We start from the raw sequence: 15,926 nt of genomic DNA, 5'->3' as shown, positions 1-15,926 counted from the left end.
GCCATAAATGATAACAGTTATCAATGACAGCTGGCGAATCACCACGCCTCCGAAATCCCTGAGTTCACTACGTTCCAGGGTGACCGGCGTAAAAGGACTTATTATCTATTGATAAATGAAAATGCGAAATTTTATTATTTATATTCCTAGAATGAACTGAGACGACGCGACATCCCAACCGCAAGCAAGGGAATGCTCCCATGACCCACAAGACATCTATCGCCTGGCTGGCACCGGCGATACTCGGCTCCACCCTGCCCGGACTGACCTTTGCCCAGGCTACTGACGAAGCCGCCACTTCTTCCGATCTCTCCCCGGTAGTGGTGACAGCTACCCGCAACCGCAGCCAGGCCGGCGAAACGCCCCAGAAGGTCACCGTCATCACCCGCGAGCAGATCGAGCAGCAGTTGGCGATCACCCAGGATCCCGGCCAGGTGCTCAGCAACCTGATTCCCTCCTACTCACCCAGCCGCCAGAAGCTCAACAACACCGGCGAGACCTTCCGCGGTCGTTCGCCCCTGTTCATGATCGACGGCGTGCCCCAGTCCAATCCACTGCGCGACAGCGGCAGGGACAGCTACACCATCGACCTCTCCATGGTCGAGCGCATCGAAGTCATCCACGGCGCCAGCGCCGAGCATGGCCTGGGTGCCACTGGCGGCATCATCAACTACGTCACCAAGCGCCCCGACGCCGGTGAGCTCAATCAGCACGTCGGAATCAGCCTGACCAGCGACGACGACTTCGAGTCTGAGGGCTTCGGCCACAAGCTGGACTACCGCATCAGCGGCCAGAGCGGCGACTGGGACTACCTGGCAGCCGCCAGCCGCCAAAAGCGCGGCGTCTTCTACGACGGCAACGACGAGATCGTCGGCATGGCCTACCATGGCGAGACCCAGAACTCCACCAGCTACGATCTCTTCGGCAAGCTCGGCTACTGGCTCGACGACGACCAGAACCTCGAGCTCTCCCTCAACCATTTCGAACTGGAGGGCAACAACGACTATGAGCCGGTGGCCGGCGACCGCGCCGCCGGCATCGCCACCACCGCGCGCAAGGGCAACCCGGATGGCGAGCCCGGCTACAACGAGGCCACCACGGCACGGCTTTCCTATTACCATGCCGACTGGTTCGGCAACGAGCTGGATGCCCAGGTCTACCGCCAGCGCTTCCGCGCCCAATTTGGTACCACCGGCCTCGGCTCCTTCCCCTTCCAGGACGAGAATGGCGAGACGCGGTTCGACCAGACCCGCAACGAGTCCGACAAGCTGGGCGCCAAGTTCACTCTCTCCCACGCCGGCCTGCTCGACGACCGCCTCAAGCTGACCAGCGGCCTCGACCTGCTGCAGGACGACACCCGCCAGCAACTGGTGAAGACCGGTCGCAACTATGTGCCGGAGAGCCGGTTCCGCAACGCGGCAGCCTTCCTGCAGGGCTCGCTGCAAGTGACCGAGCCACTGACGCTACATGCCGGCGTCCGCTATGAGCACGCTCAGCTCGATGTCGATACTTATCAGACCATCTCCCGCAGCGACGTCAGGCAGGATGGGGTAACGGTGGAAGGCGGCAAGCCGAGTTTCGACGAGACGCTATACAACATAGGTCTAGTCTATCAGGTCACCGACTGGGCCCAGCTGTTCGCCAACTACTCCGAAGGCTTCGGCATGCCTGACGTGGGCCGTGTGCTGCGCGGCGTCAATACTCCCGACCAGGACGTCGACGACCTGATCGACCTCTCCCCCATCGTCACCGACAACCGCGAGATCGGCGCCCGCTTCGACTGGGACCGCTACGGCCTCGAGCTGAGCTACTACGAGTCGAATTCCGACCTCGGCCAGCGAATCCAGCCCGATGACCAGGGCAACTACCGGGTTCAGCGGGAGAAGACCGAGATCCAGGGCTTCGAGGTCACCGGGGAGGCCCGCGTGAGCGACGCCCACCAGCTGCGGCTCTCCTATACCCGCACCGAGGGCAAATCCGACACCGACGGCGACGGCAGCGTCGATACCAAGCTGACGGGTCGGGACCTCGCCCCGGATACCCTCAAGCTGGCCTGGAGCGCGGCCTGGAACGACAAGCTGTCCAGCCACCTGCAGGCCAGCTACTACCGCGATCGCAGCTTCGACGACCCGGAGCTCGAGTTCGACGGCTACACCCTGGTCGACACCTCCCTGGCCTACCAGCTACCCGTGGGCCGCGCCACCTTCGGCATCGAGAACCTCACCGACAAGGACTACTTCACCTACTACTCGCAGTCGTTCCCCCAATCGCCTGTGCTTGAGGACGATCTGTACTTCAAGGGTCGGGGACGCACCTTCACCCTGGGCTACCAGCTCGACTTCTAAGCGTCTTCGAGGGCCTTCGCCCTTCCCAGACTAGCTCGCTGCTTGGCGGCGCCCCATCGGGCGCCGCTTTTTCAGGCTTATCGCCCTCCTCGAGAGGATCCCCGGAAAGTGCGGCTCGGATGTCCAGCCCCGATGGCACCGTCGCCCTGCCCTGGCTGCAATTGATAACGTTTTGCATTTAAGTCTGAGCCATGGCATCATCCTGCCCCATGACGCATTTCACGCAGGCGCATCGCCCCACCAGCGCCCGTCGTGCCCCGCCGAGTGAGTGTCCATGCCGAATGCTTCCGTGCAGGGCGGAAAAAAGCTGATCAGTGTGCTGCTGGGCACCTTTACCGTCAGCCTCAACAACAGCGCCCTGAACCTTGCCGTGGCCGAACTGATGGCCACCTTCGAGGCCAGCGCCACGGCGGTCAGCTGGGTGGTGACGCTGTTCATGATCACCATGGGCATGACCATGCCGCTGACCGGCTACCTGGCCGACAGGTTTGGCCGCAAGCGTGTTTATCTACTGGGGCTGTGGGGGTTTCTGGCAGGTTCTGCCCTCGGTGCCATGGCCCAGAGCCTTACCGGTATCATCCTCGCGCGTGGCCTACAGGGCGTTGCGGCGGGACTGATGATTCCCCTGTCCCTGTCACTGATTTTCTCTGCCTACCCCGGCGACCAGAGAGGCCGTGCCAGCGGGATCTGGGGCTTTGCAGTGATGATCGCCCCGGCCATTGGCCCTAGTGTCGGCGGGCTGTTGCTCGAAGTCAGCCACTGGCGAGCACTGTTCCTGATGAACATGCCGTTTGCGCTGCTGGGGCTGCTGTGTGGCTATCGCTATCTTTCGGCAGACCCCTCCAACCACCGGCGTCGGTTCGATCTGCCAGGCTTTGCGCTGATTACCCTGGGCATGGGCGCGGTGCTGTTCTCGCTCAGCCAGGTGGAAACGCTGACGGACCTCCTGAGCTTCCAAGCCCTTCTCCCGCTCACGGCCGGTCTCCTGGCACTTTCACTCTTCGTGCGCGTCGAGCGAGGCGCCGATACGCCGCTGCTCGATCTCTCCCTGTTTGCTCACCCGGGATATCGCCTCAGCGTCATCCTGGCCTGCCTGCAGTCGATTATCCTGTTCGGCTGCATCCTGCTGGTGCCACTGTGGATGCAGAATGCACTGGGCTTCGGCCCGCTGACCACGGGGCTGGTGTTCCTGGCCACCGCGCTGGCCGCCTCCGCCTGCTCGCCCATCGCGGGGCGCCTGATCGACCGCTACCCGCCGCAATGCTGCATCGGCGCCGGACTGTTGATCACCATGGCCAGCCTGCTCGGGCTCGCCACCCTGACGGAGGCCACGCCGGTGTGGATGATCGGTGCCTGGATGGGCCTGCGCGGTCTCGGCCTCGGCTGCGCCTACCTGCCCTCCACCACGGTGGGCATGCGTGACCTGCCCGAGTCACAGGTCGCCCAGGCCTCGGCCATGAACAACATGTCCCGGCGTATGGTCTCGTCGCTCGGTATCGTCGCGCTGTCCATTCACTACGACACGGCCGTGCAGGCTGCGCTGCAGCAGGGCATCCCCTACACCGAGGCGAGCGCTGCCGCCCTCCACCACGCCTTCCTGGCCCTGGCGGCCATCGCCGTGCTCTGCCTGCCATTGACCTGGCGGCTCGGTCGCGCTGTGTCGCGGGGTGATCCGCCATCGCCCAGCGAGGCGGCAGCGCCCTTCCACCCGCCCGGGCATTCCCTGAAGACCGCATCCCCCAGGAGGCCGGAATGAAGACTCGCGCCAGGATCCGGCGCTTGTGGCTGACGGCGCTGCTACTGTCCATCATGCCGTTGGGGCCTATCACCCTCGCCGCAGACGACACCCAAGGCATGCGCATCGTCCCCAATGATTTCGGCGACACGGTCATCCCCGCCACACCGCAGCGGGTCGTCACCCTCTATCAGGGCGCGACGGACAGCGCGATGGCACTCGGCATCAGGCCGGTCGGCGTTGTCGACTCCTGGCTGGAGCAGCCCATGTATCGCTACCTGCGTGATGCGCTGGATGGTGTGGAACACGTCGGCCTGGAGACCCAACCCAACCTGGAGAAGGTGGCCTGGCTGGATCCCGACCTGATCGTGGCCACGCGCTTCCGCCATGAGCGGGTCAGGCCGCTGCTGGAGAAGATCGCGCCGACGGTCGCCACCAGCACCGTCTTCGACTTCAAGGCCACCCTGTCGCTGATGGCCGAGGCCACAGGCCGGGAGCCCCGCGCCCGCGCCTTGCTGCGGGACTGGAACGAGCGCGTGGCGGACTTTCGCCGCAAGATCGCCGACCGCCTGGGCGACGACTGGGCCCAGAAGGCCGCCGTGGTACGCTTCAAGAGCGACCATGTGCGTCTCTATTCCACAGGCTTCGCCGGCTCCATTCTCGATGAGCTGGGCTTCGAGCAGCCGGCATCCGTCCAGGATCAAGGGTGGGGCATGAAGCTGACCAGCAAGGAGAACATCCCGGTCATCAATGCCGACGTGATCTTCGTGCTGATGGAACCGGATGACCCCGCCATCATCCAGAACTATCGGCACTGGACCGCCCACCCGCTCTGGCAGCGGCTGGATGCCGTGCAAAACGAGCGCGTCTTCGAGGTGGATGCCGTGAACTGGATCATGGGCGGCGGCATCCTGGCCGCCAACGCCATGCTGGACGACCTCTACCGTCACTACGGACTGGCGCCCCACACCGGGCACACGGCCTCTTCGCCAGATAGCTCGGCCGGCGCGATATCCTCAGACGCCGCGGCCACGGCATGCGCCGGCGATACCGCCGTGGCATCCCACAGGGACGAGGAGCCAGCCGCATGCTGAGTTGCCGTTTGTCACGGATCGCGGGGCTGCTGGTGGGCATGATGCTGGTCGCGGCGGCCTTCGCGGCAAGCGTCATGCTGGGCACCACGGAGATCGCCCCGCCGACCTTCGCCAAGGCCCTGATGCACTACGATCCCTCACGGGTCGCTCATATCATCATCGTCACGGAGCGCCTGCCCCGGGCGGTCATCGCCGCCCTGGTCGGCGCGAGCCTGGCCATCGCCGGCGCCCTGATGCAGACCATGACCCGCAATCCACTGGCCTCGCCGGGTATCTTGGGGATCAACGCGGGAGCCATGTTCTTCGTGGTGATCGCGGTCTCGCTGCTGCCCCTCCACGCACCGGCCGACTATGTCTGGGCAGCACTGCTGGGCGGGCTCGTCGCCGCTTGCCTGGTGATGATGTTGAGTCGCGGCCGTCAGGGGGAGCTGTCGCCGCTGCGGGTCGTCCTGGCCGGCGTGGCCGTCACGGCCATGTTCGTTTCCTTCAGCCAGGGCCTGCTGATCATCGACCGCCAGAGCTTCGAGAGCGTGCTGTACTGGCTGGCCGGCTCCGTGTCCGGGCGGGAACTCTCGCTGGTAGTGCCGCTGCTGCCGCTGTTCGGTATCGCCCTGCTGCTGTGCGCCCTGCTCGTCAGGCACGCCAATGCCCTGTTGCTGGGCGACGACATGGCCGAAGGCTTGGGCATGCGTGCCGGTACCATCAAGCTGCTGCTCGGCCTGGCGGTGATCCTGCTGGCCGGCAGCTCGGTCGCGCTGGCCGGCATGATCGGCTTCGTCGGGCTTATCGTGCCGCATATGGCGCGGGGGATCTTCGGCGTCGACCACCGCTGGCTGCTACCGGCCTGCGCCCTGCTGGGCGCGAGCCTGCTGCTGCTGGCCGATGTGGCATCGCGCTTCCTGATGGCCCCTCAGGATGTTCCGGTTGGCGTGATGACCGCCCTGATCGGCACGCCTTTCTTCATTTATCTGGCGCGCAGGAAGCAGGCCTGATGACCATGACCGCCTCCCCTTCCCTGAAACGCCAGGGCGAGCGTTCCCTCGAGGCCCGCCGGTTCCGCGACCTGGGCGTCACCATCCTGCTCCTGCTGGTCTTGCTCGCCAGCATGGGCGTGTCGCTCGGCCTCGGCAGTTTCCCCACGCCGTTCGTGAACGTATTGGATGCGCTGGCCACGCCACAGGACAGCGACATTGCCTTCATCATCTGGGAGCTGCGCCTGCCACGCATCGTGCTGGCCGTGCTGGTGGGAGCGGCTCTGGCCGTGGCCGGCGCCATCCTGCAAGGCATCGTGCGCAACCCGCTGGCCTCGCCGGATGTGATCGGCATCACCAGCGGTGCTGCCATGACCGCCGTCGCCTTCCTGGCACTCTTTGGCACCGGCCTGAGCATCCACTGGCTGCCGGCTGCCGCGCTCGCCGGCGCGTTGCTGTCCGCCATGCTGGTGTTTCTACTGGCCTGGAAAGGCGGCATCACGCCCTCGCGCATGGTGCTGGTCGGCATCGGCCTCTCCGCCGCCATGGGGGCTGTGACCACCCTGCTGATCGTGATCAGCGACGATGCGTCGGCCATGGTCGCCTATGTGTGGCTGACCGGCAGCCTCTACGCCGCCCAGTGGCAAGACGTGTTCGGCCTGCTGCCCTGGCTGCTGGTCGCCGTTCCCCTGTGCCTGTCCCTGGCGCGGCACATGGATGCCATGACGCTGGGCGACGCGGTTGCCCAGGGGCTGGGCGTGAGCCTCCTGCGCAGCCGCCTGGTGTTGATGGCCTGCAGCGTGGCTCTGGCGGGCGCGGCCGTGGCCTTCGCCGGCGGGCTAAGCTTCGTGGGCCTGATCGCTCCGCATATCGCGGCTCGCTTGGTGGGACGAGGCTTCGCCCGACTGATGCCTGCCGCCGCCCTGATCGGCGCCCTGATCGTGCTCTATGCCGATCTGATCGGCCGCGTGGCCTTCCTGCCCAAGGACCTGCCCGCCGGCATCTTCGTCTCGGGAGTCGGCGCGCCCTTCTTCGTCTATCTGCTGCATCGCTCCCGTGGCCGCCGTCACTGAATCGGCCGGCCGATCATCGCCCCATTCACTTCATGGCACGACCAGGGAAAGCCCATGTTTCATATCGCCCCCCGCCAGGACACCCTCACGGCACAGCAACGGCAACGCTATCGAACGCTTGCCACCTCCACCCTGGGACACCTTACCGACTTCGGCGCCATTGCCTCGCTCACGCCACTGCGTCGTCCTATCCGGCTTCTCGGCACGGCCGTGACGGTCAGGATCCCCCATGTCGACGGTAGCATCATCCGCGAGGCGCTGAAGATGGCCTGCCCGGGCGATGTGCTGGTGATCGATGTCTCCGGCGACCAGCATCGTGCTTGCTGGGGTGAGTTCCGAGCCTACGCCGCCTTGCGCAAGCAGCTTGCGGGGGTCGTCACCAACGGCGCGATCACCGATTGGGACGCCCTGTCCCGGCTGAACCTGCCCATCTACGCCAGTTCGACCAGCCCACTGACCACCAGAGCGCTGGAGCTGGAAGGAGAGATCAATACTCCGGTCGCCATCGACGGCGTCACGATCAATCCCGGCGACCTGGTGCTAGGCGACGACGATGGGCTTTTCGTCATTCCGCCGCACCGTGCCGACGCGCTGGCCAACGCTGCGGAGGAAAAGCAGGCACAGGAGGAAGAAAAGCGACACGCCATCGAGGCCGAATTCCCCGAGTGGTTCCGCTGACAACACGCCCGTAGAAAAACACCGCCCGATGGCATGTCGGGCGGTGTGGGGCGTATCGGGCGCCGTTCGTCTCAGGCCTCGCTCAGCGCCTCGGCGGGCATGGCCGCATCCGGCAGGCCTGCGCGGATGAACGGATTGCAGGTCAAGCTGGTACCGAAGGGCATGCTGCCCGGTCCCCCGGCGCGCTCGATGATCGGCGTGATGAGACGCTTGTATGGCCATTGCGCCCTCTCGAAGAGCGCCTCCTTGAGCATCTCGCGGTCGCGATCGTCGAAGGGAATCGCCTCGATCCGGGCCGCGAGACGAGCCGCCACCTCTCGCCAGAGATCGCGAACCGGCAAGGCGTAATGTTCCGCCAGCGTCTCGATGATCGCCCTCAGGTTGACCTGTATGGCCAGGGTCTGAAGCCAGAACAGCAGGGCCTCGAGACTGTCGTGGTACAGGGTGTTGGCGTGGCCGGGCTTGATGCAGTAGCACGGGTCCTGCATGCCGTGCCGCTCCAGGCGCGCGACATTGATCCTCAGCGAGTCATGGTCGCGCAGCAGCAATCCCTCGCACCGTCCTTCTCTGAACACCAGAACGGCATTCTGGCCATGCACTTCGGCCAGCATGCCGAGCCGGAACATGCGCAGGTTGATATCGAAGAAGGTATCGCTCAGCTCGCCCAACAGCGCCCGAATCGCATCGGGGCCGGCCGTCATGCCGCGCTGTGCCAGCCAGTCGTCGAACACATGGTGCTCGCCGCCCGGCAGCGGTGTCCCCAGGGTGGCCATGGGCACCAGGCGCACGTTCGGGTCCTCCAGCAAGGCTCGAGGATAACTGCGCACCATGGCAGACAAGTGCCGCGGCGCTTCGTCGAACAGCGTCGCCTCCTCCGGCATGTAGGCCCACCATTTGCCTTCGTCGCATAGGTAGAGCCCCTCGGCGAGCCGGGCGTCCTTCTCCTTGGCCTGGTGCAGCAGGCGGGCGCTGAGATCGCCATTGAACATCTTGACCGCCGGCAGGTAACGCGACGCCCCCAGGGAATGGATGGCCATCGGCAGCTTCAGGTAATGCGGACTCGCCATGGTCGGGGCCAAGGAGCGAAGCGAGGACGTCGCCAGCCAGGGAGCCGTGACCGTCTCCAGCGAGACGCAGTCGCCCACCGCGAAGGCCGCTTCCAGCCAGTGGGGCAGCGCATGCTCGTGCTGCCAGGGATGCACGGGAATGGCAACGTGTGTCCGAGCCAGGCCCCGTGAGCTCATCTCCCGATCCAGCGCTTGACGGTCCTCATCACTGACGAGCCATGCCATCGGTGCCGGACACGCCTCGTCGACTCCAGCACCGGTCATCACCCGGTCGCGGGCCATCGCGACCCAGCGCAGCGTGATGGGCGCATCGAACTCTGCCATGTAGGCGCGATACTCGTCCTCACTGAGTCCCTGCTTGGCCTTCGCCGTGGGATGGTAGGGTCGGTCGAGCAACGACGCCCACTGCTCCATGATCGCGAAATGCTCGGCCGTATCGCGGCGCAGCAAGTCTCGTGTCGCCACCCGGTGCTCCACCGAACGTTCCGCCTGCCAGAGGCTGTCGGCAAGCGCCTCGAGAAACACTTGCTGCCCTTGTCCCAGGGCCTGATCGTCACCTTCTGCCATGGCACCGAAGACACAACGCATCAAGGTAACCGGATCGAGTGACGCCCACTCACCCCTCGCGTCATCCACCACGATCACCGGGGTCCGAGGCACCTTTTCCCACGCCTGGGCGATACCGGACTGCAGCAGCATGACCACGCGTTGATGCCGATCCTGGGGCCAGCTCCAGAACCAGCGCGAGGGTTGCCCGCCATGGGCCTGGAACACCGGCAGGCGGGTAACCTCGTCATCGACCTCGGAGGCGTCCTGCCAGACCGCGCCGAGATCGTCCAGCATGCCCTCTATCAGCAGACCATCCACCAATGACTGCATGATCTGCGCCTGGGCATGGTGCTGGGCATTGAAAGATTCCATGGTCGTGAACTCCGAAGCGGTATCAGTACGGTCGAGCGAGGGCACATGGCTCGCTCGATGATCAGAAAGGGGAAAATGCGTCATCGGTGAACTCATGATGGCGAGGCCTCTTGCTGCTCGGCGCCCCTGGCCTCGCCGAGCGCCTTCTGCAAGGCACGAAAGGCAATGCCACGCTCGTCGCCCAACATGAAGGTGCTGACGCCACGCGCCTGCCACCGGGCCTTGGCGCCTGGCTGACGCAGGAAGGCGCAGTAGGGAAGGCCCCGTTCGCTCGCCGTGCGCTGGACCGTCTCCAGCGCCTGGACAACATCGGGATGACCGGGCTGCCAGGTCACGCCCAGGGACTGGGACAGGTCCGCCGCCCCCTCCAGCACCATGTCGAGGCCCGGCACGCCGCAAATCGCCTCGATCCTTGCCACCCCTTGGCGGCTCTCGATCATGGCGACCACCATGATCTCCCGATTCGCCTGCACGACGTATTCCGCCAGGGAGGCGTTGCCGAAGGAACCGGGACGCCCGGCATTGAGGCTGCGCTCGCCTTCCGGGGCGTACTTGCACGCGGCCACGGCCCGCTCGAGGGTCTCGGGGTCTTCCACGTTGGGCAGCACGATGCCCTGGGCGCCGCCGTCGAGCAGGCGCAGCAGCGCCTTGGGGTCGGCATCCGCGACCCGAACCAGTGGCGTCAGCCGGTAACTCTCGGCGGTACGGATCATGTGCTCGACGGTTTCCGGGTTGATCAGCACGTGTTCGGTATCGATCACCACGAAGTCGAAGCCCGCCTCCGCGATCAGTTCGATGGAGGCCGCCGTGGGCAGGGAGGCCATGACACCGTGGACTTCCCGCCCTTCGGCCAACGCCCGCTTCAGTCGATTGGCCCTCAGCATGACACCGCCCTCTCCGGCGCAAAGGCCGCCAGCGGGTTGGGCACATGCTTGACCTGGGGATCGTCATCGCCGAAGAGACGACGACGGGTCAGGGCTTCCACCTCCCACCGGGGAGCGAAGACATCGAAGCGGCGGTAGCGCTCACCGTGCTGCGGGTGCGCCTCTTGGTAGGCCTTGATCACGTCCGCTGTCATGGCCCAGAAACGCGACTCTTCCAGGCCAAAGTGCCGACGCAGGAAGACGGCCATCTCAGCCAGGGCGATGAAGAAGAAGGCATCACAGGAGTAATCGCGCACCGCCTCCAGGTCATCGGTGACGATGAAGGAATTGCGGTTGAGGGCGGCATGGCGATCGGGCACGGGCTCCAGGACAGGTGCCAGCTCGGGCCGTGCCAGATGCGACGCACTGAAGCGCACGCCATCATGGAAGTCCTTCAATGCCACCCTGAGCGGCCAGCCGTCACGGTGGATGACCACGATATTCTGGCCATGGGACTCCATCCCCACCCCCTCGGCGAACAGCATGTGGATGATCGGCAAGGTGGCGACCTGCACGAGCTGCCGGGTCCAGGCTTCCAGCCCATGACGCTCCACCCAGGGGGCGATGAAGGGGGCGACGGGTTCCCCCTGGGCATCTCGCGTGAACTGGCTCAGCCCATTGAAGGGCACGGCCCGCTCGCCGTCCTGCAGGAATTCACTGACGTTCTGCCGCCAGATGGCACCGACCTTGCCATAGACGTCGTTGTATCGGGACTCGGGAAAGGCGCGCTCGTCCAGCGCCACGCCGGCGACCTCGCCCAGGATCACGAATCCCGCCGCCCTGGCGGTCGCGTCCGTGTCGATGAGCCGCTGAAGCCACTGGGTAATGACGGGCGCGTTGGTCACGGTATGGCGCGCCAGGATGCGCGTGCTGGACGTATTGGTGATGCTCATCGCCAGCTTGAGATACGGCTTGTCCGTATCCTGCGGGGCCAGGGTGCGGATCGACTGCTGGGCGGTATAGGTCGTCTCGCCCTCGCCCAGCAAAACGATCTCGCCACTGGCCAGTTCCGGGTAGAGCGCGGGCACCAGCGCGTTTTCCCACTGCCAAGGATGCACCGGCATCAGCACGACCTCGTCTCGCGCCAGCCGCCGCCGCGCCAGGTAGTCATCCAGACTCGCCAGCACTCGCGGCCCGGGATCCTCCGCGACCCGTTCGACCAGCGCCATTCCGCTGACCGCTCCCTGGTGCGCCAGGCGGGCCGGCACGGCAAGCCACCAAACCCGCAGCGGCTGCGCGAACTCCGGCCCATAACGCTGGTTGTCCCGCAGGGAAAAGCCGAGCCGTGACTTGTAGCAGGGATGATAGCTGTGCGCGTCGGTGAAGTACTGCTCCAGGGCATCGGCATCCAACGTCTGCGGTGTCTCACGATAGGACACCGGCCAGGCGGATGACTGCACGTCCTTGACTAGCGTCTGCGTCAGCTCGTTGACGAAGCCGGGCTGAATCGCGGCATCCCCCAACGCCGCCTCGAGGTCCTCGAGGAACCGCTGCAGGCTCAATGGCGCCGGGGTGCCCTCATGGTCCTCGACCGTCAGCGTGGAGTGCTCGAGACGAATCAACCGGAAACTGTGGCATTGCCAGCCGCTCACCTGATAGTGGCGCTCGCCCAGGGTCAAGGAGAACGAGGTGGCACCGGAGATACCGAATGACGGCTCGCCGGCGACCTCGTGGGGGAGCACGTCTTCATAGAGCAGGGTCTGTAACAGTTGGCCGATGACACGCTGCTCGATGCGGGCGTGATGCCGCCAGTGCTCCGGGGAAGCGAAAGGCGTGGAGACGAATCCCGGGGCGTCAGCGTCGCCCAGCGTTGCCGCGGCCTGCGGCAGAACACGTTCATGAGATGACATGATGTACCTTCAAAGCCTGATAAATGGAACGGCGACCCTCTCGGTCAGCTCACCGGCTCGGCGCGCCGTTGAGCCCTCGTCTCTGGGACGCTGCCCTCGCGGCTTGCGGAGACGAAGATCTGATCGGGACGTGGGTGGCACAGGAAGTCCGCGTGAGAGATGTTGTAGCCATAGGCGCCGGCCAACGGCAGCACCAGCAGGTCTCCCACCTCGACCCCTTGCATCGCCTGCTGGCGGCTCAACACATCCTTCGGAGTACAGAGCTGCCCCACCACGGTCCAGGCCCGGCGCTCACCCTCACGCGCCCGCCGAGGATCGCGCGGCACATGGATGACCGGGTGGTCGTGCCCCTGGGCCGCGGGCAGGCGAAACTGGTGCGTGCCGCCCCGACAGACGAGAAAGCCTTCCCCATGGCTGACCTTGGTATCGAGCACCTCGACCGCGTAGTAGCCACAGAAGGCCGAGAGAAAACGACCGACCTCGAAGCGCACCAACGGCGGCTCGTGCATGGTCGACAGGCATCGCTCCAGGGCCCGGCACAGGCCAGGCCAGTCGAACTGCTCGGACGGCTGGAGATAGTTCACGCCGATACCGCCCCCCACGTTAAGCTGGACCACCTGCTCCGGATGGCGGGACAGCGCGCGCCACTCGGGCCAGCGCTCCAGATAGAATGCCAAAAGCCGCTGGTGTCGCTGCTCGCATTTCTGGTGCGACATGGCATGCACGTGGAAGCCGACGAGCGTCAGGTTTGGGGCCTCATCCACCGCTTGCACGGCATCGGCCAACTGCGCCTCATCGATACCGAAAGGCGTGGCGGTGCCGGCCATCCTCAGGCGGCTGGAGAAATCCGCGGGCAGCGAGGGATTGATGCGCACGAGCACGGGCTGCACGCGCCCCAGCGATGCCGCGATCGCCTGCAGGCGAGCCACTTCGCCGAGACTTTCGACATGGAAAGCCTCGACACCTCGGCTCATGGCCTCACGCATGTCGGCGTCGAGCTTGCCCGGTCCCGAGAGCACCCAGGGGCGCGGCGTCGAACAGGCGCAGGCACGCTCGATCTCGCCGCCGGACGACAGCTCGAGCCCATCCACCACGGGCGCCAGCGTATCGATGATGGCCGCCTCGCTGTTGGCCTTGATCGCGTAGTAGAGCTCGACGCCCGACGGCAATGCCGCCTTCATGGCACTGCCCTTCGCCGCGAGCGCCGGCAGGTCATAGAAGAACGCTGCCATGGGATCGCGGCATGCCTGTCGATGCGCCTCGATGGCATCGAAGATGTGCCCGGGAATTGGAAAGTGCTCAGCCATAAGCCACCTCCCTGTCCACCGTCCGGGCGACCTGCCAGGGACTGGGCAGCGCTACGTACTCGGCCTGGCGGTCCGCCTGGGCCATGAGCCGTAGCTTGAAGTTGGTCTTGCAGGGCAGATCACCTCCCTCGAGCAGCGCATCCAGCTCGGGGGCCGGTATGTCCAGGGTCTGTCGAACGCGCCGCAACTCGTCCAGGGTGTCCTGCCACAGGGCATCGCCCAGCTCGGGGCGCTGCCAGCTCAGCGCCAGGATCGCCTCGGCGACATGGTTGACGAGCAGGCAATAGGCGATCCGGTTCCACCCCTGCTCGCGGCGGTAGGTCATCGACTCCCTGACGCGGGGATGCAGAGACTCCCCCGCGAGCCAGTCCACGCCCTTGTCGTCGGTCAGCTTGACCCCTTCGAAGTCACGCAGCAGCATCTTCCAGGGCATGCCCTCGTCGTGGATCAGAACGCAATTCTGCAAATGAGGTTCCATGACGATGCCATGACGGAAGAACAGCCCCATGACCGGCGCCACCAGCGTGCGCAGATAGGCCTGGAACCACTGGCGAACGCGGCGCTCCGACGGCAGTGCCTGCTCACCCTCGCCGTGCGTCGAACCGCCGATGAAGGACAACACCAGAGGCGCCAACTGGGTATCGCGGGCGAACAGCGTCGCGCTGAGCAGGCAGTGTTCGGGCGCGAATCGCTGACAGAAGTTTTCCCGCAGGATCACGCCGGTCTGCTCCCGGAACCAGCGCTTCACGGCGTCGTCGCCCTCGGTCGGCGCCCAGTGCACCGTGGCCGGTTCCTGGGCCACGCACAGCGCCTCCAGCACCGAGTCCTTCATCCGGGCGAGCCGGTGCATGATGCGGTCGATGACCAACGTGCTCTCCAGCTCGTACCAGGCGTTCTTGCGTACGCAATTGGTGATGCGCACATTGAGCGATCCCTTGAGGAACCAGGGATGGCCCTCGATATACCAGGTGCGCATGGAAGCGGTGGGCGCGGCGGACCAGCCGCTCTGCCCGAGATCGCCGATGATGCCGTGGCGAATCAACTCCGCCACCCGGGGATCCCGCCGAAAGAGATCGGCCTGCACCGGGTGCATGCTGAGCACCCTGCGCTCGTCACCCTCGGCATGGGTCTGGTCGGCCACATTCAACAGCACATCCCGGTCAGTCAGCCGATTGGCCTGGACACTCAGCCCCTCCACAGGGAAGGAAAACTGGTGCAGGGCCGTGGTCGCATTGAATTCCGGGGCATAGGCGGGCCTGTCCTGCAACAGGTGAGGCGGCCATTGCCTGGCCTTGGGCGTGGGGTGATTGGGATGGCCGAACCATAGCCCCTGCTCGCTCCGACGATAATCCGTCAATGGATGACGTCCGGGATGGTCGACGGCATGCGCGACGATCGTCGTCATGACCTCCTGACTTTGCACGACCTGATCGCGAAGCTCCTGATTGAGCGTGCCGTCATGCCACTGGCAGTGCGCCAGCAGGGAGTCGATCAACTCCGCCATCTCGGGGACATGCCAGCCGGCGGCCCCCGATTCCCGAAGGTAGACATCGGAAAGATAGAAATGGCTGCCGATCACCGAGCGCCGATCCACCATCACGAACAACGACAACGATGCCGACCACTCGATCAACAAAGGCGTGCCATGCAGACGCTCCGGCAGCTCCTCCCGCCGAACCGGCCATCGATAGGTCAAGGTGTCATGGGGAATGGCCACTTCCTTGATGATGCAATTCAGCAACGCATGCGTGGATGCATGTCGGCTCGTCTCGCCGGGTAAGCGAGAGATACGGGCATAGCTCATATGGCCTCCGCAACAATGCCTTCCTTTGAAGACCCACCCCCCCAGGTTTGCCGTACCGTCGGCGCAAGGCTCCTGTGGATGGGTGAATCCGCGCGTCCCTCGCTAGTCACTTGGCGAAGTCGTCATGCAGTGGTGGTTATCTGCCAGCGTTTTCTTAG

Annotated in this window: 11 protein-coding genes; 6 read left to right on the top strand and 5 right to left on the bottom strand. The window is 65.2% G+C overall.

Annotated elements, in window-relative coordinates:
- Window positions 1–200: 200 nt before the first annotated feature.
- The 6 genes from ACZIYR_RS06945 to ACZIYR_RS06920 all read left to right on the top strand — a co-directional run bounded on the left by ACZIYR_RS06945 (window position 201) and on the right by ACZIYR_RS06920 (window position 7,896).
- Entirely contained in the window at window positions 201–2,345 is a 2,145-nt protein-coding gene (locus ACZIYR_RS06945) for a TonB-dependent receptor (RefSeq protein WP_483528677.1), read from the top strand.
- Window positions 2,346–2,619: 274 nt separating this feature from the next.
- Window positions 2,620–4,101: a DHA2 family efflux MFS transporter permease subunit gene (locus tag ACZIYR_RS06940; RefSeq protein ID WP_483528676.1), complete on the top strand. Its 1,482-nt coding sequence runs from the start codon at window positions 2,620–2,622 to the stop codon at window positions 4,099–4,101.
- Window positions 4,098–5,174 carry an ABC transporter substrate-binding protein gene (locus tag ACZIYR_RS06935; RefSeq protein ID WP_473033036.1) on the top strand — a complete coding sequence of 359 codons (1,077 nt, stop codon included), beginning with the start codon at window positions 4,098–4,100 and terminating at the stop codon, window positions 5,172–5,174. The genes ACZIYR_RS06940 and ACZIYR_RS06935 overlap by 4 nt, the downstream gene beginning before the upstream one ends.
- Entirely contained in the window at window positions 5,168–6,166 is a 999-nt protein-coding gene (locus tag ACZIYR_RS06930; RefSeq protein ID WP_483528675.1) for a FecCD family ABC transporter permease, read from the top strand. Before ACZIYR_RS06935 ends, ACZIYR_RS06930 begins: the two co-directional genes overlap by 7 nt.
- Before the next feature lie 5 nt (window positions 6,167–6,171).
- Window positions 6,172–7,218, top strand: coding sequence for a FecCD family ABC transporter permease (locus tag ACZIYR_RS06925; protein WP_473035012.1), 1,047 nt, complete (start codon window positions 6,172–6,174; stop codon window positions 7,216–7,218).
- A gap of 54 nt (window positions 7,219–7,272) precedes the next feature.
- Window positions 7,273–7,896, top strand: coding sequence for an RraA family protein (locus ACZIYR_RS06920; RefSeq protein WP_483528674.1), 624 nt, complete (start codon window positions 7,273–7,275; stop codon window positions 7,894–7,896).
- Window positions 7,897–7,967: 71 nt separating this feature from the next.
- On the opposite strand, the gene ACZIYR_RS06915 is transcribed toward ACZIYR_RS06920, so the two are convergent.
- The 5 genes from ACZIYR_RS06915 to ACZIYR_RS06895 all read right to left on the bottom strand — a co-directional run bounded on the left by ACZIYR_RS06915 (window position 7,968) and on the right by ACZIYR_RS06895 (window position 15,768).
- Complete coding sequence (locus ACZIYR_RS06915) at window positions 7,968–9,884, bottom strand: IucA/IucC family protein (RefSeq protein ID WP_483528673.1); 1,917 nt, start codon at window positions 9,882–9,884, stop codon at window positions 7,968–7,970.
- 92 nt (window positions 9,885–9,976) lie between these two features.
- Window positions 9,977–10,768: an HpcH/HpaI aldolase family protein gene (locus ACZIYR_RS06910; RefSeq protein WP_473033032.1), complete on the bottom strand. Its 792-nt coding sequence runs from the start codon at window positions 10,766–10,768 to the stop codon at window positions 9,977–9,979.
- Entirely contained in the window at window positions 10,762–12,657 is a 1,896-nt protein-coding gene (locus ACZIYR_RS06905; RefSeq protein ID WP_483528672.1) for an IucA/IucC family protein, read from the bottom strand. The genes ACZIYR_RS06910 and ACZIYR_RS06905 overlap by 7 nt, the downstream gene beginning before the upstream one ends.
- 44 nt (window positions 12,658–12,701) lie before the next feature.
- Window positions 12,702–13,964: a type III PLP-dependent enzyme gene (locus tag ACZIYR_RS06900; protein WP_483528671.1), complete on the bottom strand. Its 1,263-nt coding sequence runs from the start codon at window positions 13,962–13,964 to the stop codon at window positions 12,702–12,704.
- Entirely contained in the window at window positions 13,957–15,768 is a 1,812-nt protein-coding gene (locus ACZIYR_RS06895) for an IucA/IucC family protein (RefSeq protein ID WP_473033029.1), read from the bottom strand. Before ACZIYR_RS06895 ends, ACZIYR_RS06900 begins: the two co-directional genes overlap by 8 nt.
- Window positions 15,769–15,926: the final 158 nt, after the last annotated feature.

Source organism: Billgrantia sp. NRB1, assembly GCF_056921725.1.
This window is presented reverse-complemented; position numbering and strand designations above follow the sequence as displayed.

Bases quoted from the DNA above. Each gene is read 5' to 3' on its own strand.
- ACZIYR_RS06930 (WP_483528675.1), top strand. From the start codon at position 5,168: ATGCTGAGTTGCCGTTTGTCACGGATCGCGGGGCTGCTGGTGGGCATG.
- ACZIYR_RS06945 (WP_483528677.1), top strand. From the start codon at position 201: ATGACCCACAAGACATCTATCGCCTGGCTGGCACCGGCGATACTCGGC.
- ACZIYR_RS06910 (WP_473033032.1), bottom strand. From the start codon at position 10,768: ATGCTGAGGGCCAATCGACTGAAGCGGGCGTTGGCCGAAGGGCGGGAA.
- ACZIYR_RS06905 (WP_483528672.1), bottom strand. From the start codon at position 12,657: ATGTCATCTCATGAACGTGTTCTGCCGCAGGCCGCGGCAACGCTGGGC.
- ACZIYR_RS06900 (WP_483528671.1), bottom strand. From the start codon at position 13,964: ATGGCTGAGCACTTTCCAATTCCCGGGCACATCTTCGATGCCATCGAG.
- ACZIYR_RS06915 (WP_483528673.1), bottom strand. From the start codon at position 9,884: ATGGAATCTTTCAATGCCCAGCACCATGCCCAGGCGCAGATCATGCAG.
- ACZIYR_RS06940 (WP_483528676.1), top strand. From the start codon at position 2,620: ATGCCGAATGCTTCCGTGCAGGGCGGAAAAAAGCTGATCAGTGTGCTG.
- ACZIYR_RS06935 (WP_473033036.1), top strand. From the start codon at position 4,098: ATGAAGACTCGCGCCAGGATCCGGCGCTTGTGGCTGACGGCGCTGCTA.
- ACZIYR_RS06925 (WP_473035012.1), top strand. From the start codon at position 6,172: ATGACCGCCTCCCCTTCCCTGAAACGCCAGGGCGAGCGTTCCCTCGAG.
- ACZIYR_RS06920 (WP_483528674.1), top strand. From the start codon at position 7,273: ATGTTTCATATCGCCCCCCGCCAGGACACCCTCACGGCACAGCAACGG.
- ACZIYR_RS06895 (WP_473033029.1), bottom strand. From the start codon at position 15,768: ATGAGCTATGCCCGTATCTCTCGCTTACCCGGCGAGACGAGCCGACAT.